We start from the raw sequence: 20822 nt of genomic DNA on the forward strand, positions 1-20822 counted from the left end.
TGCGGCCGCATCAAGATAGACCTCAATGCGCCAGGAGTACAAGCCGGCGCATGCACCCAACCCATGACGAGGTCCTTATGAACGCCCCCTTCGATCAGCTGTCCGCCTGGCTGAAAGAACACAAGATTACCGAAGTCGAATGCGTGATCAGTGATTTGACTGGCATCGCACGCGGCAAGATTGCGCCCACCAACAAGTTCCTGCATGAGCGAGGCATGCGCCTGCCGGAAAGTGTGTTGCTGCAAACGGTAACCGGGGACTTCGTCGACGACGATATCTACTACGACCTGCTCGACCCGGCTGACATCGACATGATCTGCCGCCCGGTGTCCAACGCCACCTATGTGGTGCCGTGGGCCATCGAGCCTACCGCGATCGTCATCCACGACACCTTCGACAAACAGGGCAACCCCATCGAACTGTCGCCGCGCAACGTGCTGAAGAAAGTCCTGCAACTCTACACCGACAAGGGTTGGCAACCGATCGTCGCGCCGGAAATGGAGTTCTACCTGACCCAGCGCTGCGAAGACCCGGACCTGCCGCTGAAAACCCCGATTGGCCGCTCCGGCCGCGCCGAGACCGGTCGCCAGTCGTTTTCCATCGACGCCGCCAACGAATTCGACCCACTGTTCGAAGACGTCTACGACTGGTGCGAAGCACAAGGCCTGGACCTCGACACGCTGATCCACGAAGACGGCCCGGCGCAGATGGAAATCAACTTTCGCCATGGCGACGCGCTCGACCTGGCCGACCAGATCACCGTGTTCAAGCGCACCCTGCGCGAGGCCGCGCTCAAGCACAACGTGGCTGCCACCTTCATGGCCAAGCCGGTCGCCGACGAGCCGGGCAGTGCGATGCACCTGCACCAGAGCGTGGTGGATATCGCCACCGGCAAACCGGTGTTCGTCGATGCCCAGGGCAACAAGAGCCCGCTGTTCCTGCACCATATCGGTGGCCTGCAGAAGTACATCCCCAAGCTGCTGCCGATGTTTGCGCCCAACGTGAACTCGTTCCGCCGCTTCCTGCCGGACACTTCGGCCCCGGTGAACGTCGAGTGGGGCGAAGAAAACCGCACCGTCGGCCTGCGGGTGCCCACTTCCAGCCCCGAGGCGATGCGCGTGGAAAACCGCTTGCCTGGCGCCGATGCCAATCCATACCTGGCCATTGCCGCTAGTCTGTTGTGTGGCTACCTGGGCATGGTCGAGCAGATCGAACCGAGTGCGCCGGTCGAAGGGCGTGCCTACGAGCGTCGCAACCTGCGCCTGCCGTTCACCCTCGAAGATGCGCTGGCACGCATGGAGGACTGCGACACAGTCAAGCAGTACCTGGGCGACAAATTCGTGCGCGGCTACGTCGCGGTCAAACGCGCCGAGCACGAGAACTTCAAGCGGGTGATCAGTTCCTGGGAGCGTGAGTTCCTGCTGTTGAGCGTCTAAAAAACCAATAAAGGGGTGTCGATATGCGTCTTGTGAAAAAGCTTCTCCCGCTGGCCCTGGTCGCCGTGTTCAGCAGTGCCAGCCAGGCGGCACCGACGGTCAGCATCTACAACTGGACCGACTACATCGGTGAAACCACTCTGGCCGACTTCCAGGCCAAGACCGGGATCAAGCCGATCTACGACGTGTTCGACTCCAACGAAACCCTGGAGGGCAAGTTGCTCGCCGGGCGCACCGGCTACGACGTGGTGGTGCCGTCCAACCACTTCCTGGCGCGCCAGGTGAAGGCCGGTGCGTTCCTCAAGCTTGACCGCGCGCAGTTGCCCAACTTCAAGAACCTCGACCCCAAGCTGCTCGCGCTGCTGGAGAAAAACGACCCGGGTAACGCGCACTCGGTGCCGTACCTGTGGGGCACCAATGGCATCGGCTACAACGTCGACAAGGTCAAGCAGGTGCTTGGCATCGACCATATCGACTCATGGGCGGTGCTGTTCGAACCCGAGAACATCAAGAAGCTCAACCAGTGCGGCGTGGCCTTCCTCGATTCGGCGGATGAGCTGTTCCCGGCGATCCTCAACTACATGGGCAAGGACCCGCGCAGCGAGAATCCCGAAGACTACAAACAGGCCGAGGCCAAGCTCCTGACGCTGCGCCCGTACATCACCTACTTCCATTCCTCCAAGTACATCTCGGACCTGGCCAACGGTGATATCTGCGTGGCCTTCGGTTATTCCGGCGACGTGTTCCAGGCGGCCAATCGCGCCAAGGAAGCCAAGAACGGCGTGAACATCGCCTACTCGATTCCCAAGGAAGGCTCGAACCTGTGGTTCGACCTGCTGGCGATTCCTGCCGACGCGAGCAACCCGAAGCAAGCCCACGCCTTTATCAACTTCCTGCTCGACCCTGAAGTGATCGCCAAGGTCAGCGCCTCGGTGGGTTATGCCAACGCCAACCCGGCGGCCAAGGCCTTCATGGACCCGGAGCTGGTGAACAACCCGGAGGTCTACCCACCGCAGGCGGTGCTCGACAAACTCTATATTTCCACCACGCCGACCCCGGCAACCATGCGCCTGATGACTCGCGCCTGGAGCAAAGTGAAGACCAATAAATGATTCAGTCGACTGACCACGCCCGGTCCTACTACCGGGCCACGGCCAACGCCCTGGTCGAGCGCCCGGCACTGGGCGCCGACCTGACCGCCGACGTGTGTGTGATCGGTGGCGGGTTCACCGGCGTCAATACCGCCATCGAATTGGCCCAGCGCGGGCTTTCGGTGATCCTGCTGGAGGCCCGGCGCATCGGCTGGGGCGCCAGCGGCCGCAATGGCGGTCAGCTGATTCGTGGCATCGGCCACGACGTGTCGGGGTTCGCCAACTACGTGGGCGAGGAGGGCGTGCGCTACCTGGAACGCGCCGGCATCGAGTCGGTGGCGCTGGTGGGCGAGCGCATTCGCGAGCACTCCATCGACTGCGACCTGCGCTGGGGCTTTTGCGAGCTGGCCAACACGCCGGCACAGTTCGCAGCGTTCAAGGACGAGCAGGCGCACCTGGCGCAACTGGGGTATGCCCATGAAACCCGTCTGGTCGGCCCCGAGGACATGCAACAGGTGGTGGGCTCCTCGGTGTATGCCGGTGGCCTGGTGGACATGGGCTCAGGGCATTTGCACCCGTTGAACCTGGTGCTGGGTGAAGCGCGGCTGGCCGAGTCCCTCGGGGTGCGGATTTTCGAACACACCGAAGTGCTGGAACTGCTCCACGGCGACACCGTACAGGTACGCTGCGCAGGTGGCACGGTGCGTGCGGCCAGCCTGGTGCTGGCCTGCAATGCGCACCTGGAGGACCTGGAGCCGCGCTTGAGCGGCAAGGTGCTTCCGGCCGGCAGCTACATCATCGCCACCGAGCCATTATCGGAGGATGTTGCCAAGCGGTTGATCCCGCAGAACCTGGCACTGTGCGACCAGAAGGTCGGGCTGGATTACTACCGGTTGTCTGCTGACCGACGCCTGCTGTTCGGCGGTGCCTGCCATTACTCCGGACGCGACCCGGCAGACATCGCCGCCTATATGCAGCCGAAAATGCTCAAGGTGTTCCCGGAGTTGGCCACGACCGCCATCGAGTTCCAGTGGGGCGGAAGGATCGGCATCACCGCCAACCGCTTTCCTCAGGTGGGTCGCTTGAAGCAGTACCCGAATGTGTTCTACGCCCAGGGCTATTCCGGGCATGGGCTGAACGTGACGCACTGGTGCGCGAGGCTGCTGGCCGAGGGTATTCACGCCGGTCACAGCGCCGGGCTGGATATTTTCAGCCAGGTGCCGCACATGACGTTTCCCGGTGGCAAGGTGCTGCGTTCGCCGCTGCTGGCGTTGGGGATGCTGTGGTATCGCCTGCGGGAATTGATCTAACTGATTCACCCCACTCTGACTGTGTGGGCCTATGTGGGAGCCGGGCTTGCCTGCACCCACCTTTGGGTCTCCATCAACGCCCAGGTTCGGTGAGTACCTTGCGAAAGGTTTCCACCAGCGGCCGCAGGTTGACCCGATGCCACGCCGCCCAGAGCGGAATGGTGTAGTTCAACCACGGCAGTTCACGCAGCACCACGCCGGGCGGTGCATTGCGGCTCAGGCCTTTTTGCACCATGGCTACGCCCAATCCCGAGGCGACCAGCCCCAGTGCGGTAAATGGCTCGCTGGCTTCCATCGGGATCTGCGGGGTGAAACCGGCGCGGATGCAGGCGGCGACAAAGTCGTCGGCGGGGTTGGCGCCGGGTTTGCGCTGCACGCCGATCCATTCCTGGTCGGCCAGCTGTTCTGGCGACAGTTCGCGTTGCCTGGCCAATGGATGATGCTCCGGCAAGGCCAGCAACATCGGGTCATCCAGCACTTGCCGTGCGATCAGGTCGGGGTCATCGGCGGCGGGCGGTTCACCGACCAGGGCAATGTCGAGGCTGCGTTGGCGCAGGCCTTCGAGTTGATCAAGGGACGGCAGGTTATACAGCTTGATATGCACGGTGGGGCGGTCGTCCCTCAAGACGCGCAAGGCGTTGGGCAGAACGCCGGCGTGCATGGCGTTTTCGATATAGCCGATGCACAGGCCGCCTTCTTCGCCGCGACCCAGGCGCTTGCCGAGGGATTCGAGGCGATTGGCGTGGGTCAGCAGCGCCTTGGTTTCAGCCAGGAAGGTCTGGCCGTCACGGGTCAGGCGGATGCGTTGCTGGCTGCGCTCGAACAGCGTCAGCCCCAAGCGTTCTTCAAGCTGCGCAATCTGTCGGCTCAGCGGAGATTGAGAGATGTGCAAGCGCTCGGCGGCGCGACCGACGTGTTCTTCTTCAGCGACCACTTCGAAGTAGCGCAGTTGGCGGAGATCAATCATGTAAGACCTGCAGGGACTCAAGTTGGTCGCAGTATGTCTTGGACGGTCCGATCTGTGCAATCTAGGATCTGCTCAACGGTCACAGCGACCCAGAACCGATTGAGGATCCCTGCATGAGCTTGAAAGACAAACTGCCCGGCGTACTGGGCTTTGGCACCGCGCCCCTGGGCAACATGTTCCGCGCCATTCCCGAAGACGAAGCCCTGGCCACCGTCGAGGCCGCCTGGAACGGCGGTGTGCGTTACTTCGACACCGCGCCGTTCTACGGTTCGGGCCTGTCGGAAATTCGCCTGGGCCACGCGCTGTCGCAGTACAACCGCGATGACTTCGTGCTCAGCACCAAGGTCGGCCGGGTGATTCTCGACGAAGTCGAAGCAAGCCCCCGCGACCTCGGCGAAAAAAGCGGCGTGTTCGAACACGGTCGTCCGAACAAAATGGTCAACGACTACAGCGCCGATGCGACGATGCGCTCCATTGAAGACAGCCTGACCCGTTTGAAAACCGATCGCCTCGACATCGTGTGGATCCATGACATCGCCCAGGACTTCTACGGCGACTCGTGGCTGGAGTACTTCAACCAGGCCCGCACCGGTGCGTTCAAAGTCCTGACCCGCTTGCGTGAAGAGGGCGTGATCAAGGCCTGGGGCCTGGGTGTCAACCGCGTCGAGCCCTGCGAGCTGACCCTGGACCTGGCCGAAGCACAGCCCGACGGCTTTTTGCTGGCCGGCCGCTACACTCTGCTGGACCATGATCGCGCCCTGCAACGCCTGATGGACACAGCCCTGGCGCAGAACGTCGAGATCGTCGTCGGTGGCCCCTACAGCTCCGGCATCCTGGCGGGTGGCGCGCACTTCGAATACCAGCCCGCCAGCCCGGCGATCATCAGCAAGGTCGAGCAGATCAAGGCAATTGCCCAAACGTTTGGCGTGAGCGTGAAAGCGGCGGCGCTGCAATTCTCCCTGGCCCATCCGGCCGTGGCTGCGGTGATTCCAGGTGCCAGTCGCCCGGGGCGGATTGCCGAAGACGTGGCGGCGTTGTCGCAGAACATCCCGGCAGCCTTCTGGCAGGCCCTGCGCGATGCCCGATTGGTTTCGGACCGTGCACCACTGCCGCTTTAACTTCAGGAGTTCAACCGATGAAAATTGATGTGAGCGGTAAAGTCGCCATCGTCAGCGGTAGCACCGCTGGCATTGGCCTGGGCATCAGCCAGGCCCTCGCGGAATCCGGCGCCACCGTGGTGGTGATCGGTCGTGAAGCCGGCAAGGTGGATGACGCGCTGGCAAGCATTCGCCAGGCCGTCCCGGGCGCGGACCTGCGTGGTCTGGTGGCAGACCTCGGCACGGCCGAGGGTGCAGAAAAACTGTTCGCCGCCGAACCGCGCGCCGACATCCTGGTCAACAACCTGGGCATCTTCAATGATGTGGATTTCTTCGAGGCACCGGACAGCGAATGGACACGCTTCTATGAGGTCAATGTGATCTCCGGTGTGCGCTTGGCGCGCCATTACGTGCCGGGCATGGTCGGGCAGGGCTGGGGGCGGGTGATCTTCCTGTCGTCGGAGTCCGGCGTGGCGACGCCGGCGGACATGATCAATTACGGGGTGACCAAAAGTGCCAACCTGGCGGTGTCCCATGGCCTGGCCAAGCGACTCGCGGGTACCGGGGTGACGGTCAACGCTGTGCTGCCGGGCCCCACGTTTACCGACGGGCTTGAGCAGATGCTCAAGGACGCGACACACAAGTCCGGGCGCAGTGCGCGGGACGAGGCGGATGTGTTTGTGCGTAATGCACGGCCGACGTCGATCATCCAGCGGGCGGCGAATGTGGATGAAGTCGCCAACCTGGTGGCGTACATTGCTTCACCCCTGTCTTCTGCAACCACAGGTGCCGCGTTGCGTGTCGACGGTGGTGTTGTCGACAGCATGGCGATCTGAATCGTTGTTCATTTTCTGGAGTACTTATCGTGGCAACTGCGTCTTCTGTAATTGAAATCCCGGTATCAGCCGATCAGGTCTGGCAATTGGTCGGCGGCTTCAACAGCCTGCCGGACTGGCTACCGTTAATTGTCAAAAGCGAGCCAAGCGAAGGTGGCCGTGTGCGCCACCTGCAAACCGCAGATGGCGGTGTGGTGGTAGAGCGTTTGCAGAGCTTTGATAACGTGGGCCGTACTTACAGCTACACCATTGAGCAGTCGCCGTTTCCAGTGAGTGCGTACCTGGCGACGTTGCAGGTTGAAGCGTTGGGCGAGGCGTCGGCGAAAGTGACCTGGTCCGGTGTGTTCACACCGGCAGCGGGGACGACGGATGCGGCGGTGGAGGCATTGTTTGCCGGTGTCTACAGCGGTGGGTTGGACGCGTTGCGGGGCAATTTCCCGGCCTGAAGCCATCTGCTGGGCAATACAGCTCAAATGAGTGAGCGGGCTTGCCCGCGAATGCGGTGGATCAGCCGATGGTTCGGTCACTGACACGCCGCTTTCGCGAGCAAGCCCGCTCCCACATTATTTGACCGGGTTGCTTTTCAGGCTTCGGGCATGAGCTGTTGGCGGCACTCCAGGGTCAGGCGCGCGCCCCCTTGCTCGCTGCTCCCCACCTCCAGCTTGAACCCGTGCAAGTTGATGATCGCCGCCACAATCGACAGGCCCAACCCGAAGCCGCCTTGCTGGTCGCTTTCATCCACGCGATAGAAGCGTTGGAACACCGCATCACGTTCCGCCGCCGGTATGCCCGGCCCGGAGTCGTGAACTTCGATACGCGTGCTGCCGGCGTCATTGACCCCGCGCAGAATCACTTCGCCGCCCGGCGGGGAAAACTTGATCGAATTGCTCAGCAGGTTGGCCAGGGCTTCGAACAGCAGAGCGCGGTCGCCGGTGATCCAGGGCAGGGATTCCGGGGTTTCAAGCTTCAGTTGCAGCTCGCCTTCTTCTGCAAGCGGCAGGTAGAAGTCATGCAGCTCGCGCAACAGCGGCAACGGGTCCATCACCAGGAAGCCTGAGCGGCGCTGGTGGTCTTCCAGTTCGGAGATACGCAACAGCCCGCGAAAGCGCGCCATCAGGGTGTCGGTCTCGGCAATCGCGTCGTCCAGTTTCACCGCGTAGTCCGACTCTGCCTCAGCCTCCTGCTTGATGCGGTACAACTGCGCACGCAGGCGGGTCAGCGGGGTGCGCAGGTCGTGGGCGATGTTGTCGCACACGCCCTTGACCTCGTTCATCAACTTCTCGATGCGGTCGAGCATGGCGTTGACGATGGCGGCAAGCATGTCCAGTTCGTCACGCCGATTGGACAGTGGCAGGCGGTGCGTGAGGTCACCGGCGACGATGGCTTCGGCGCTGGCCTGGATCCCACGGATGCGTCGCAGCGGACGGCGGCGCAGCAAGTGCCAGCCGGCGGCGCCGGGAATGATCGTCAGCGACAGCGCCCACAGCAATGCATGCCAGATGATGCGGGTTACGCCAAACAACGAGCCGTTGGCGCGCACCAGCACCAGCCAGCGGCCGTCCTCGGTGTGGGTGGCCACGGCGTCGCAGCTGTCCTTGGGCAGCTTGGGGTCGTCGGAGTTGACGCAATTGACCAGGGCGTGGATCTTGCCGTCCAGGGGCAGGTCTGGCGGGATCGTGCGGATCGGTCCACTCAGCGGACGGAATTGCTCGTCGAACAGGCCGTAGGCGTCCACGCCCTTCATGTCGAAGGTCATGCTGGTGGTCAGGGCTTCCACCAGTTCTTCGCCATCGAAGCGCTGGAACAAGTGCTGGCGCTGCATCAGGGAATGGCGCGACAGATCGCCCAGGTAGCCCGACACCTCGTAATACAGCACCCCCATCAGGATGCAGCTCCAGGCCACGAACAACGAACTGTACAGCGCCAGCAACCGGCTGCTGGAGGAGCGCCAGCCCTTAGAGGGGTTCAGCAATGACATAACCGGAACCTCGTACCGTGCGGATCAGCGGCGTGAGGCCCGGGGGGTCGATCTTCTTGCGCAGGCGACCGATGTGCACGTCGATCAGGTTGGTACCCGGGTCGAAGTGATAGCCCCACACTTCTTCGAAAATCATCATCCGCGACAGGATCTGCCCGGTGTTGCGCATCAGGAATTCGAGCAATTTGTATTCGGTGGGCAACAGGCTCAGGGGCTGTTCGGCGCGACTGGCTTCGCGACTGATCAGGTTCAGCTCCAGGTCGGCCACGCGCAGCGAGGTTTCGAATTCCTTGACCGTGCTTTTGCGTCGCAGCAGCACTTCGACGCGGGCGGCCATTTCATCCGAGGCGAACGGCTTGGTGAGGTAATCATCACCGCCGGCGCGCAGGCCACGCACGCGTTCGTCGACGTCGGAGAGGGCGCTGATCATCAGGATCGGCGTCGATACACCGATGGTACGCAACGTCGTGACGATGGCCAGGCCGTCCAGCTCCGGCAGCATGCGGTCGAGGGTGATTAGATCGTAATCACCACTCACGGCGCGGACCAGGCCTTCGCGACCGTTGTCTACCCAATCTACATCCAGTCCATGGCTACTCAGCTCGGCGACGATCTCGCGGGCCGTTACGGCGTCATCCTCGATGGTCAAAATACGGGTCATAGGATTACCTGGTGAGCGATTCACACTAGAAGTGCGGGTATTTTGCCAAGAAATGGCTGAACGCTTCCTAAATAAAACTTCATGTTGGCAAAACTGACACAGATTTCATCGGCACATCCCGCATCGTGTGGGCGCTGGCTTGCCTGCGATGGCGCAGTACCAAGCAATGAAGGAGTCACGGACACATCGCTGTTGCAGGCCAGCCACTTCCCGCATTGGCAATGCCCCGCAGGAGATTGCATAACGCCCGTCTGATGCGGTCATTTCTTGCAAGTTGCATGGTTCAGGTTAGTTCAATTTAATTAAGTTACTGATATATATAGGTTTTAAATTGTTTGCCGACTGGCATGGTGCCTGCACTGTCCCTTTTGAGACTTGTAACACCATTTTTCTGCCTGGAGCAAAACAACAATGATCACATCCTCATCCACGCTGCAAGAATCGAGCGCGCTCTCCGGGGTTTCCTGGGGCGCAATTTTCGCCGGGGCTGCCGCCGCGGCTGCGTTGTCACTGATCCTGGTACTGCTGGGCTTTGGCCTGGGCTTTTCGGCGGTATCGCCGTGGGCCGACAGTGGTATCAGTGCCAAGGGGCTTGGCATTTCCACGATTGTCTGGCTGGCGTTCACGCAGATCGTTGCGTCCGGCTTGGGCGGCTATATCGCCGGCCGGTTGCGCGTCAAATGGGCCAACATGCACGGTGATGAAGTGTACTTCCGTGATACCGCCCATGGCTTCCTGGCCTGGGCCGTGGCCACATTGATCACCGCGGTGCTGGTGGTGGGTTCGGTCAGCAGTGTCGTCACCGGTGGTGTCAAGGCCGGTGCCAGCGTTGCGGCGGGCGCCGCCAGCGGTATGACGCAAGCTGCCGGCAGTGCAGCCAAGGGCGTCAATGGCGGTGACTTCGACTACTACGTCGACAGCCTGTTTCGTGATGATCGCCCGGTAGCCGTCAGTGATGACGCTGCCCATGGCGTGGTTGCACGTATCTTGACCCGCACCTTGAGCAATGACGGCCAACTTGCCCCTGAGGACCGTGCCTACCTGGCCCAGTTGATCAGCCAGCGCACCAACCTCAGCCAGGCCGACGCTGAAGCGCGTATCGACAAGGTCTATGGCGATGCCCGCAAAGCCGTTGAAGACGCCAAGCTGAAAGCCAAGCAAGCCGCTGACACCGCCGCCAAAGTCGCTGCGTATACCTCGCTGTGGACCTTTGTCGCGCTGTTGATCGGTGCGTTCTTCGCCAGCTTCGCCGCCACCTTCGGCGGTCGCCGTCGCGATGCCGTGGTGTATGTCGAAACCGAACACTTCGTACGTTAATTATTCAAGGAGAACATCATGCGCTCATTACTGCTTTGGTTCCTCGGTGTGCCTATTCCGGTGATCATTCTGATTGCGATTTTCATGCATTGATTGCAGGTCCTGATCGTTAAAAAAATGTGGGGGCGGGCTTGTTTGCGAAGGGTGTGTATCGGTGACTCATGAGTTGGCTGATACGACACTTTCGCAGGCAAGCCCGCTCCCACATTTGGTTTTGTGTAGGGTCAGCCAGGTTGTCACCAGCAAGAGGCTGGCGACGACCGTCATGATTATCAACGCGGCGCTTGTGCCGTCGGACAATAATCCTGTGACCCAACTGCTTACTGCCGTCAGCAGCATTTGGGTGAAAAAGAACAGTCCCGACGCGGTTCCGGCAATCGCTCCGTAGGGCTGCAGCACCGACAACTGGCAGGCTGGAATCGTCATCCCCACCGACACCATGATCACAACCATCGGCAGCACAATCGCCAGCCATTCCCCTGGCAGCGCAGTGGCGGCCAGCGCGAGACCGATACTGCCCAGCACGTTCAGGCCTATCCCAGCAGCGATCAACCGATCGGGTTCGATGCGTCGTACCAAGCGTCGAAACAGGTTCGCGCCGAGCATGTAGCCACTGATGGTGGCGGCGAACACCAGGGCATATGCGGTGGCCGTCAGGTGGAAGCCCCTTTGCAGCAACGCCGATGACTCACTGATAAACGGAAAGTAGGTGCTGTATACGCAGCCGATGGCCAGGGCGTAACGCAGGAAATACCGGTCACGCAGTAATTGGCCGTAGATGCGCAACAGCCCGCTCGCTGGAGCGCCGGCGACTTGCGCCGCACGGGTTTCCGGAAGGCGGCGATACACCGTCAGGTACAGCAGCGCCCCCATCACCCCGAGCAGCACAAACAACCCTCGCCAATTGATCAGCGGCAGCATCAGGCTGCCGAGCACCGGCGCAGCCATGGGCGACACCGCCATGGCCATGGAGATCAAGCCCAGCAAACGCGCCTGTTCGTCGCGGTCGAAGTAGTCGCGCACAATCACGCGGCCGATCACGGTGGTGCAGCAACCGCCCAACGCCTGGAACAGGCGGGCAACAATCAGCACGGTGATGCTGCTTGCCAGGGCGCACGCCGCTGTGGCGACAACATACAGAAACAGCCCGCTCAGCAGCACCGGGCGGCGGCCAAACCGGTCAGTGAGCGGGCCACTGACCAGCAGGGAAATCGCCGAGCCGAGGGCATACAGTGTCAGGGTCAGTTGCAGTTGGCTGTCGCTGGTCTGGAAGTCGTCAGCCATAGAGGGCAGGGCCGGCAGGTGTAGGTCCAGGGTGATGCGCGGCAGCGCAATGAGCACGGTCAGCAGCACCAGCCAGAACCCGGTGGAGAGGGCGCGTTGAGTCATGGGAAGCCTCGATGCAGAGAGTAGAGCCCGAACTCTAGCGGTATTGTGGTTTAATCCTCAGTGCCATTTATGCCTTGTTCGATAGGACCACTATGAGCCGAGGAAAAACCGCATCCGCCCTGGACCTGCCGCGCCCCGATACGCTGGACGCAGGCAAGCAGCAGGGGGCCTACGACGCCCTGCGCGGGGCGATACTTGCTCGCCAATTACCGGCCGGCAGCCGCTTGCCGTCCACGCGCAGCCTGGCCGAGCGCTGGAGGGTGTCCCGTGGCACGTTGGAAGCGGCGTTCGACCGGCTGCACAGCGAAGGCTATGTGCAACGCGTGGCCGGCTCCGGCACACGGGTATGCGCGGTGATTCCCGAGCAGTTCATTGCCGCTCCGGTGGCCAGGGGAACGCCCCGGCGCGCGGTGGAACCCGACCTGCCGGATGCCGGTGTGCAGAGTCATGTGCCCTTCGTCGCGCGCCGCCCGGATGCCAGCCTGTTTGATCTTAAAACCTGGGCTCGCTGCTTGTCCCGTGGGTTATTGAACGTAGGGCCGGGCGTGCTGGAAGCGGCCCACCCGGCCGGCCTGCCCGCGTTGCGCGCGCAGATTGCCGACTACCTGCGCAGCTATCGTGGCATGCAGTGTGAGGCTGATGAAGTGATCGTCACCACCGGCATTCGCCATGCACTCGACCTGATTGCGCGCAGCGTGCTCAGCCCGGGCGACGTGGCCTGTGTGGAAGACCCGGGGTACCTGCCGGCGCGGCGCTTGTTCGCCCTGGCAGGCGCAAATGTGCACGGCATACCTGTCACTGCCGAGGGCCTCGACACCTCGCAACTTCCCCAGACCGCACGCTTGGCCTATGTCACGCCGGCGCACCAGGCACCTCTGGGCATGACCCTGTCGGTGTCCCGTCGCCTGGCGCTGCTGGATTGGGCGTCCCGCGCCGATGCCTGGGTGGTCGAAGACGATTACGACAGCGAATACAACTACAACATCGCGCCGTTGGCTGCGCTCAAGTCCCTGGATTCGGGCGACCGGGTGATCTACTGCGGCAGCTTCAACAAGAACTTGTTCCCCGGTTTGCGCGTGGGCTTCATGGTGGTGCCCAAGGTGTTGCGACGGTCGTTGCTGCGTACCCTGCAACTCACTGGGCATTCGGTGGGCGCGAGTGATCAATTGGGGCTGGTGGAGTTCATGCGCAGTGGCGCCTTTGTGCGTCACTTGCGCGCCTCGCGCCAGGCGTACCAGGCCCGCCGCGATACGTTACTGGAGTGCTTGGGTGGACACTGTACGGTCAGCGGCCAGCAGGCCGGACTGCATTTTGTGCTGTGGCTACCGGTAGGTGTGGAGGAGGGCGACTTCTGTACCCGCGCGGCTGAAGTGGGGTTGACGCTGCAGCCGCTGGGCAAGTTCTGCCACGGAGTGACCTTGCCGCCAGCAGTGATCATCGGCTACACCGCGCTGACCCTGGCTCAGATCCGTTATCACGGCCGTGCACTGGCCCAATTGTTAATAGCGGCTTAACCCGCGCTTGGCTAGACTCGCGCCCTATGAGCCGCCTCTTGCGTTTGATCCTGGTCCTGCTGTTGAGCCTCACGCTTCCCCTGACCGGGATGGCGGGCGTGCCGTCGAGCACCGAGCCCTGCCCCATGAAGATGTCGGACATGCAGATGATGACCGACATGGCCCCCGACTGCTGCCAGGACGGCGTTGACCACGGCAAGGCCTGCAAGCCCGGCCAGGAATGCAAGACCGGTAGCCTGCTGCAACTGTCCATACCGGTACTCAAGGCTCCCTTGACCCTCGCTCATCCGCTGCTCGTCAGCACCTCATCGGACTTCATCCCTGACCGCACGCCGTCCGGCGTCTGGCGCCCGCCCCGTGCCTGATTCCTGTTGCACCTGAAGACACATCCCCTGTGCGGGATGGCTTTGCTGTGGGCCGCCTAAAGCGCCGCACAGCGCAACGGAACAGGAATCTTCAACATGAATGCCCTCTACATGCGCGCCCTGGTGGTGGGCGTGCTGGCGTGGCCGGCGTTGGCGCGTGCGCTGACCCTGGACGACGCCTTGCGCCTTGCGCACACCAACGCGCCGTCGCTTGCGGCTGAGTCGGCCAGGCTACAGGCCGCGACCCAGGCGGCGATACCTGCAGGTGAACTGCCCGATCCCAAGCTGCTGGTAGGCCTGCAGAATTTTCCCATTGGCGGGCCCAATCGCGGCACGTTGAATGGCGATGACATGACTGAACAAATGATCGGTATCCAGCAACAGGTGCCCAGCCGCGACAAGCGCCGGGCCCGCGTCGAGTTGGCGGTTGCGACGGTGGAACGCACGGCGGCCGAGGGGCGTATCGAACGCCTGAATGTGCGCCAGGCCACAGCCCAGGCCTGGATTCGTGCGTATGCGGTGGAGCGCAAGGACGCCTTGTTCAGGGATTTCTACCAGCAGAACCGCCTGCTGCAAGACAGCGTGCGCGCGCAGTTGGCCGGGGGGCGCGGCCAGCCCTCGGATAGCGTCATTCCCAGGCAGGAAGCCGCCGAGCTGGCCGGGCGCGAAGACGAGTTGGTCCAGCAGCGCGCCCAGGCCCGTGCGGCGCTCAAGCGCTGGATCGGCCCAGCCGCCAGCGAAACACCCAGCGGCCAGTTTCCCAGCTGGCCTGTGGACGCGCGTTACAACCTGCACCTTCACCCGGAGCTCCAAGCCTTTGCGCCGCGGACCCGCCAGGCCGAGGCGCGGTTGCGCGAAGCCCGTGCGCAAAAGACCTCGGACTGGAGCTGGGAGGTGGACTATCAGCACCGTGGCCGTGAGTACGGCGACATGGTCAGCCTGCAATTGAGTCTCGACCTGCCGATCTTCCCTGGCCGCCGGCAAAACCCCGGGATCGCCGCCCGGCAGGCCGAACTGGATCAACTGGAGGCCGAGCGCGAAGCGACCGTCCGGGAGCATGCCCAGCAGCTGGATGACGACTTGGCGCAATACCAGCGCCTGGACCGCGCCGTACTGCGCAGCCAGGACAGCCTGGTGCCACTGGCCGAAGAGAAAGTCGCGCTGAGCCTGGCCGGTTACCGGGCGGGCAAGGGTGACTTGCTCAACGTAGTCAGCGCCCGGCGTGAACTGGTCGAGGCCCGCTTCAAACAGATCGATGCCATCGAGCAGCGTGCCCTGGTCGGCGCGCAGCTGTATTTCGCCTATGGAGAACCCGCCCATGATTAATCGATCACTCGCGGTTGTGCTGTTGGGGGCGGGCCTTGGCGCAGGGTACTGGCTGGGGCAGGCACCGGTGTCGGTGTCGGTGCCGGCCACGGCGGAAAAACCGGCGCTGTACTGGTACGACCCGATGTACCCGCAGCAGCAGTTCGACAAGCCCGGCAAGTCGCCGTTCATGGACATGCAGTTGGTACCACGTTATGCCGATAGCGCTTCGGATAATACCGCCGTGCAGATCGACCCGCGTGTGGCGCAGAACCTCGGCGTGCGCCTGGCGACGGTCACCCGTGGCGTGATGGCGTCCACACTGGAGGTGCCTGGCATTCTTGCCTTCAACGACCGTGACGTCGCCGTGGTGCAGGCGCGTGCAAGTGGTTTTGTCGAGCGCGTTCATGACCGCGCGCCGGGGGATGTGCTCAAGTCGGGTGCGCCCTTGGTGGACCTGTTGATACCCGAATGGGCGGCAGCTCAGGAAGAGTTCCTGGCCCTGCGCCGCAGCGCCGACGCCCGCTTGTTGGCAGCAGCTCGGCAGCGCTTGCGCCTCAGCGGAATGCCCTCCGGATTGATCGCCCAGATCGAGCGAAGCGGGCGTGCGCAATCGGTGGTGACCGTCACCAGTCCAATAGGCGGTGCGGTGCAGACCCTGGAGGTGCGCGAAGGCATGACCGTGGCGGCGGTGCAGACCCTGGCGCGCATCAATGGCCTGGATCGCGTGTGGTTGCAAGTCGCGGTGCCGCAGGACCAAGGTGCGGCGCTGACCGTTGGGCAGGCGGTTGAAAGTCGCTTTGCGGGGCTCGCGGGCCAGACCTTCAAGGGCACTGTCAGTGCGATTTTACCGGCCATTGCCAGTGACAGCCGCACGATCCAGGTGCGCGTTGAACTGCCCAATCCCGACGGCACGTTGCGCCCCGGCATGACAGCCCAGGTGCGCCTGGCGCAATCCACCGTGCAACCCGTGCTGCAAGTGCCCAGCGAAGCGCTGATCCGCACGGGCAAGCGCGTCGTGGTGATGCTGGCGGAGGAGGGCGGGCATTACCGTCCGGTGGACGTTGAAGTCGGTGCGCAAAGCCAGGACCAGACGACCATCCGCAGTGGCCTGCAGGAGGGCCAGCAGGTGGTCGCGTCGGGTCAATTCCTGCTGGATTCTGAAGCCAGTTTGCGCGGGGTTTCCGCTCGATCGTCCGGCCCTTCTGAAATGAGCATGCAGCCGGGAGACCAGCCATGATCGCCCTGTTGATTCGCTGGTCGGTGGCCAACCGCTTCCTGGTCTTGCTCGCTACGCTGTTTATCACCGCCTGGGGTCTGTGGGCGGTGCAGAATACGCCGGTCGACGCGCTGCCGGACCTCTCGGATGTGCAGGTGATTATCCGCACACCGTATCCCGGCCAGGCACCGCAGATCGTGGAAAACCAGGTCACCTACCCAATGACCACCACCATGCTTTCGGTACCGGGGGCCAAGACTGTGCGTGGGTTTTCGTTCTTCGGCGACAGCTATGTGTACGTGCTGTTCGACGAAGGCACCGACCTGTATTGGGCGCGCTCGCGGGTGCTGGAATACCTCAGTCAGTTGCAGGCTCGGCTGCCGGCATCGGCCAAGCCGGCGCTGGGGCCGGACGCCACCGGCGTGGGCTGGATCTACCAGTACGCATTGGTAGACCGTAGCGGCCGGCACGATCTGGCGCAGTTACGCGCGTTGCAGGACTGGTTCCTCAAGTTCGAACTCAAGACCCTGCCCAACGTGGCGGAAGTCGCGACCATCGGTGGCCAGGTCAAGCAGTACCAGGTGCAGCTCGATCCGTTGGCGCTGGCCAGTCGTGGCATTACCCAGTCGCAGGTGGTGGACGCCATCGGCAAGGCCAACCAGGAAACCGGCGGTTCGGTCCTGAACATGGGGGAGTCCGAGTACATGGTGCGGGCTTCCGGCTACCTCACGTCGCTGCAGGATTTTCGTGGGATCCCCCTGCGACTGGATGCCAACAATGTGCCGGTCACTCTGGGCGATGTGGCAACCATTCAACTGGGCCCGGACCTGCGCCGGGGCATCAGCGAACTCGACGGTGAAGGCGAGGCGGTGGGTGGCGTAGTGATCCTGCGCAGTGGCAAAAATGCGAGGGAAGCCATCGCCGCGGTCAAGAGCAAGCTCAAGCAGCTGAAAAACAGCCTGCCGCCCGGTGTGGAGATCGTTACTACCTACGACCGCAGTAAACTCATCGACCGCGCCGTGGACAACCTCAGCCATAAATTGCTGGAAGAGTTCCTGGTGGTGGCGCTGGTGTGCGGGGTTTTCCTTTGGCACCTGCGCTCATCACTGGTGGCGATCATCTCGCTGCCGGTGGGGGTGCTGATCGCGTTTATTATCATGCGCTTGCAGGGCATCAACGCCAACATCATGTCGCTGGGCGGTATTGCGATTGCCATCGGCGCGATGGTGGACGCGGCGGTGGTGATGATCGAAAACGCCCACAAGAAAATCGAAGCCTGGCATCACGCCCATCCGGGCCGCGAGCTCAAGGGTGAAGACCATTGGAAAGTCATCACCGACGCGGCGGTGGAGGTCGGCCCGGCGCTGTTTTTCTGCCTGTTGATCATCACCTTGTCGTTTATCCCGGTGTTTACCCTGCAGGCCCAGGAAGGCCGGCTCTTCGGCCCGCTGGCCTATACCAAGACCTACGCCATGGCGGCCGCCGCCGGCTTGTCGGTGACCTTGATCCCGGTGCTGATGGGCTACTGGATTCGCGGGCGCATCCCCGACGAGCAGCGTAACCCGCTCAATCGAGGCCTGATCAGGCTTTACCAACCGGCGCTGGAGGCCGTGTTGCGTTGGCCACGTGTGACGCTGCTGGTGGCGCTGGTGGTGGTCGCCAGTGCGTTGTGGCCCCTCTCGAAACTGGGCGGGGAATTCCTGCCGCCGCTGGACGAAGGCGACTTGCTGTACATGCCCTCGGCGCTGCCGGGCTTGTCGACGCAAACAGCCGGGGAGTTGCTGCAACGCACTGACCGCCTGATCAAGACGGTGCCGGAAGTCGCCCACGTATTCGGCAAGGCCGGTCGCGCCGAAACGGCCACCGACCCGGCGCCGCTGGAGATGTTCGAGACCACGATTGAATTCAAGCCCCGCGAGCAATGGCGCCCCGGCATGACCCCGGACAAGCTGGTCAAGGAACTCGACCGCGTGGTGCAGGTGCCCGGCCTGACGAACATCTGGATCCCGCCGATCCGCAACCGCATCGATATGCTGGCTACGGGCGTCAAAAGCCCGATCGGGGTGAAAGTGGCCGGCACCAGCCTGATGCAGATCGATACGGTCACCCAGGCCGTGGAAAAGGTCGCGAAGGGCGTGGCGGGTGTCAGTTCTGCCTTGGCGGAACGCCTCACCGGAGGGCGCTACATTGACGTCGATATCGACCGCGCAGCTGCCGCGCACTACGGGCTGAACATCGCTGATGTGCAGTCGATCGTGTCCGGCGCCATCGGCGGGGAAACCATCGGTGAAACCGTAGAAGGGCTGGCGCGTTTTCCGATCAGCCTGCGTTACCCGAAGGAATGGCGCGATTCGGTGACGGCCTTGGGTAATGTACCGATCTATACGCCGTCGGGCAGCCAGATCACCCTGGGCACGGTGGCCAAGGTCAAGGTGACCGATGGCCCACCTATGCTCAAGAGCGAAAACGCACGCCCGTCGGGTTGGGTCTACATCGACGTGCGTGACCGCGACCTGGCCTCCGTGGTGAAGGACCTGCGTGCCGCGATCAATCAGCAGGTCCAGCTGCAACCGGGCATGAGCCTCAGCTATTCAGGGCAGTTCGAGTTCCTGGAGCGTGCCAACCAGCGCCTCAAGCTGGTAGTGCCGGCCACCTTGCTGATCATCTTCGTGCTGTTGTACCTGACCTTTCGCCGGGTGGATGAAGCGTTGCTGATCCTGGCAACCTTGCCGTTCGCGCTGACGGGCGGGGTATGGTTGCTTGACTGGATGGGCTTCAACCTGTCGGTGGCCACGGGTGTGGGCTTTATCGCGCTGGCAGGGGTGTCGGCGGAGTTCGGCGTGATCATGCTGCTCTACTTGAAAAGTGCCTGGGCCGAGCGCAACGATGGCGACTTGCCGGCCGCGATCATGCAAGGCGCGGTCATGCGCGTGCGCCCAAAGGCCATGACGGTGGCCGTCATCATCGCCGGCCTGCTGCCGATCCTGCTGGACGGCGGCACTGGCAGCGAAGTCATGAGCCGCATCGCCGCCCCGATGATTGGCGGGATGCTCACGGCGCCGCTGTTGTCCCTATTTGTCATCCCCTCCGCGTACCTTCTGATGCGCCACCCCAACCCCTGACGCTGAGCAATAAATGTGGCAGCGGGCTTGCTCGCGAATGCGCTGTATCAGTCGGCTAACCAGTCGCTCCCAGACCGCTTTCGCGAGCAAGCCGCTCCCGCAGGAGGGCCTTCAGAGGCCCAAGCTCAATCATCAAACCCCACCTGCTCATGAATCTCATCCACCTTCAACTCCAACCGATACGCCACGGCAATGAACAACGCCTGGCACAGGCACAACGTGGCGCTCAACGAACGGAAGGCAAACGACGACCCCTCGTTCACCAACAGCACCGCGTTAGCCCGCTTGGCCAGCGGCGACAGGTTGCTGTCGGTGATGATCAGCGTCTTGGCCTGGTGGTGCTGGGCAATGCGCAGGCAGTGCTGGGTCTCTTTGCCGTAGGGCGTAAAGCTGATCGCAATCACCAGGTCATTGGCGCGCACGCTGCGCATCTGCTCGCGGTAGCTGCCGCCCAGGCCCGAGATCAGGTGGATGCGCTTGTTGGTGTGCTGCAGGTTGTAGACCAGGTAATCGGCCACTGCAAAGGAGCGGCGCACGCCGACCACGTAGATATTGTCGGCATTGACCACCAGGTCCACGGCTTTCTCGAAGGCGGTGTCATCCAGCTCCAGCCCCAGGCGCTCGATGCCCGACAGCGTGGCATTCACGCATTCGCGCGCCAGGTCGCCGCCGCTGGCCTTCTGCGACTTGTTGGCGATCATGCTGCGGATGCGCTGCTGGTAGTTCTGTACCGGCGTGGTCTTGTGGGTGTAGGCCTCGCGAAACAGCGCCTGCATTTCACTGAAGCCACTGAAACCGAAGCGCTGGGAGAAGCGCACGATGGCCGACGGGTGCACTTCGCACTCGCGGGCGATGTCGCTGATGCGGTCGACCATGATCCGGTCGCTCTGCTGGCTCATGTAGCTGGCGATGCGCTTGAGTTGGCGCGGCAGGCTCTCGTATTCGTCGGTGATCAGCTGCAACAGGCGCTCGGCATTGATCGGAGGGCTGGCGATAGAGTCTTCCAGGGTGGTCTCGGGATCGGTGCGGGACATGGGCAATCCTTCTGGCGTTTTTGTCTGTTGCGCTGATGGGTGGCGCAAGTCTACAGGGTAGGCGCAAAAAAATACCTCGGCATCACGGCCGGCGTGGCCTGCTGAAACGATGCACTGTGGTTGCGACGCCCTTGCACGAGCTTAATGGAAAAAATATTCCAATGAAAAAATATCTGGAATA

Annotated in this window: 17 protein-coding genes; 12 read left to right on the forward strand and 5 right to left on the reverse strand. The window is 62.6% G+C overall.

What is annotated here, in order from left to right; translation table 11 throughout:
- Positions 1 to 77 precede the first annotated feature (77 nt).
- From CQ002_RS25135 to CQ002_RS25145, 3 genes are read left to right on the forward strand one after another with little or no spacing between them, the layout of a single operon-like run.
- The gene (locus CQ002_RS25135) at positions 78 to 1436 is read left to right on the forward strand and encodes a glutamine synthetase family protein (protein ID WP_034104354.1); all 1359 of its coding nucleotides are present in this window, start codon (positions 78 to 80) and stop codon (positions 1434 to 1436) included.
- Between the two features lie 23 nt (positions 1437 to 1459).
- A complete protein-coding gene (locus tag CQ002_RS25140) occupies positions 1460 to 2548 on the forward strand; it encodes a polyamine ABC transporter substrate-binding protein (RefSeq protein ID WP_069023531.1) in 1089 nt (362 codons plus the stop codon).
- Positions 2545 to 3837, forward strand: coding sequence for an FAD-binding oxidoreductase (locus tag CQ002_RS25145; RefSeq protein WP_034104358.1), 1293 nt, complete (start codon positions 2545 to 2547; stop codon positions 3835 to 3837). Before CQ002_RS25140 ends, CQ002_RS25145 begins: the two co-directional genes overlap by 4 nt.
- A 73-nt stretch (positions 3838 to 3910) precedes the next feature.
- Here the strand turns inward: CQ002_RS25145 and CQ002_RS25150 are convergent, their stop codons facing one another.
- Positions 3911 to 4804: a LysR substrate-binding domain-containing protein gene (locus tag CQ002_RS25150; protein ID WP_105162038.1), complete on the reverse strand. Its 894-nt coding sequence runs from the start codon at positions 4802 to 4804 to the stop codon at positions 3911 to 3913.
- 113 nt (positions 4805 to 4917) lie between these two features.
- Between CQ002_RS25150 and CQ002_RS25155 the strand changes: the two genes are divergently transcribed.
- The 3 genes from CQ002_RS25155 to CQ002_RS25165 are packed head-to-tail and all read left to right on the forward strand — an operon-like array spanning position 4918 to position 7183.
- The gene (locus CQ002_RS25155; RefSeq protein WP_098466316.1) at positions 4918 to 5922 is read left to right on the forward strand and encodes an aldo/keto reductase; all 1005 of its coding nucleotides are present in this window, start codon (positions 4918 to 4920) and stop codon (positions 5920 to 5922) included.
- A 17-nt stretch (positions 5923 to 5939) separates the two neighbouring features.
- Positions 5940 to 6737, forward strand: coding sequence for an SDR family NAD(P)-dependent oxidoreductase (locus CQ002_RS25160; RefSeq protein WP_098466317.1), 798 nt, complete (start codon positions 5940 to 5942; stop codon positions 6735 to 6737).
- 29 nt (positions 6738 to 6766) lie between these two features.
- Complete coding sequence (locus CQ002_RS25165) at positions 6767 to 7183, forward strand: SRPBCC family protein (RefSeq protein ID WP_034104367.1); 417 nt, start codon at positions 6767 to 6769, stop codon at positions 7181 to 7183.
- Positions 7184 to 7320: 137 nt separating this feature from the next.
- On the opposite strand, the gene CQ002_RS25170 is transcribed toward CQ002_RS25165, so the two are convergent.
- Positions 7321 to 8715 carry a HAMP domain-containing sensor histidine kinase gene (locus tag CQ002_RS25170; protein WP_034104370.1) on the reverse strand — a complete coding sequence of 465 codons (1395 nt, stop codon included), beginning with the start codon at positions 8713 to 8715 and terminating at the stop codon, positions 7321 to 7323.
- Positions 8693 to 9376, reverse strand: a complete 684-nt coding sequence (locus CQ002_RS25175) for a response regulator transcription factor (protein ID WP_034104372.1) — start codon at positions 9374 to 9376, stop codon at positions 8693 to 8695. Before CQ002_RS25175 ends, CQ002_RS25170 begins: the two co-directional genes overlap by 23 nt.
- Before the next feature lie 411 nt (positions 9377 to 9787).
- Between CQ002_RS25175 and CQ002_RS25180 the strand changes: the two genes are divergently transcribed.
- Positions 9788 to 10693, forward strand: a complete 906-nt coding sequence (locus CQ002_RS25180) for a hypothetical protein (RefSeq protein WP_034104374.1) — start codon at positions 9788 to 9790, stop codon at positions 10691 to 10693.
- Between the two features lie 159 nt (positions 10694 to 10852).
- Here the strand turns inward: CQ002_RS25180 and CQ002_RS25185 are convergent, their stop codons facing one another.
- Positions 10853 to 12082 (reverse strand): multidrug effflux MFS transporter, encoded by a 1230-nt coding sequence (locus CQ002_RS25185; protein WP_105162039.1) that lies wholly within the window; start codon positions 12080 to 12082, stop codon positions 10853 to 10855.
- Between the two features lie 92 nt (positions 12083 to 12174).
- Between CQ002_RS25185 and CQ002_RS25190 the strand changes: the two genes are divergently transcribed.
- From CQ002_RS25190 to CQ002_RS25210, 5 genes are all read left to right on the forward strand, one after another.
- Complete coding sequence (locus CQ002_RS25190; protein WP_105162040.1) at positions 12175 to 13596, forward strand: PLP-dependent aminotransferase family protein; 1422 nt, start codon at positions 12175 to 12177, stop codon at positions 13594 to 13596.
- A gap of 26 nt (positions 13597 to 13622) precedes the next feature.
- Entirely contained in the window at positions 13623 to 13961 is a 339-nt protein-coding gene (locus CQ002_RS25195) for a hypothetical protein (protein WP_034104380.1), read from the forward strand.
- Positions 13962 to 14057: 96 nt separating this feature from the next.
- Entirely contained in the window at positions 14058 to 15287 is a 1230-nt protein-coding gene (locus CQ002_RS25200) for a TolC family protein (RefSeq protein WP_105162041.1), read from the forward strand.
- Positions 15280 to 16506, forward strand: a complete 1227-nt coding sequence (locus CQ002_RS25205) for an efflux RND transporter periplasmic adaptor subunit (RefSeq protein ID WP_105162042.1) — start codon at positions 15280 to 15282, stop codon at positions 16504 to 16506. Before CQ002_RS25200 ends, CQ002_RS25205 begins: the two co-directional genes overlap by 8 nt.
- Positions 16503 to 19607: an efflux RND transporter permease subunit gene (locus CQ002_RS25210; RefSeq protein ID WP_105162043.1), complete on the forward strand. Its 3105-nt coding sequence runs from the start codon at positions 16503 to 16505 to the stop codon at positions 19605 to 19607. Before CQ002_RS25205 ends, CQ002_RS25210 begins: the two co-directional genes overlap by 4 nt.
- A gap of 125 nt (positions 19608 to 19732) precedes the next feature.
- Here CQ002_RS25210 and CQ002_RS25215 read toward each other — a convergent pair whose 3' ends face one another.
- Positions 19733 to 20641 (reverse strand): MurR/RpiR family transcriptional regulator, encoded by a 909-nt coding sequence (locus CQ002_RS25215; protein WP_034104389.1) that lies wholly within the window; start codon positions 20639 to 20641, stop codon positions 19733 to 19735.
- Positions 20642 to 20822 lie beyond the last annotated feature (181 nt).

The organism is Pseudomonas sp. MYb13, from assembly GCF_002980075.1.
Lineage (GTDB): Bacteria > Pseudomonadota > Gammaproteobacteria > Pseudomonadales > Pseudomonadaceae > Aquipseudomonas > Aquipseudomonas lurida.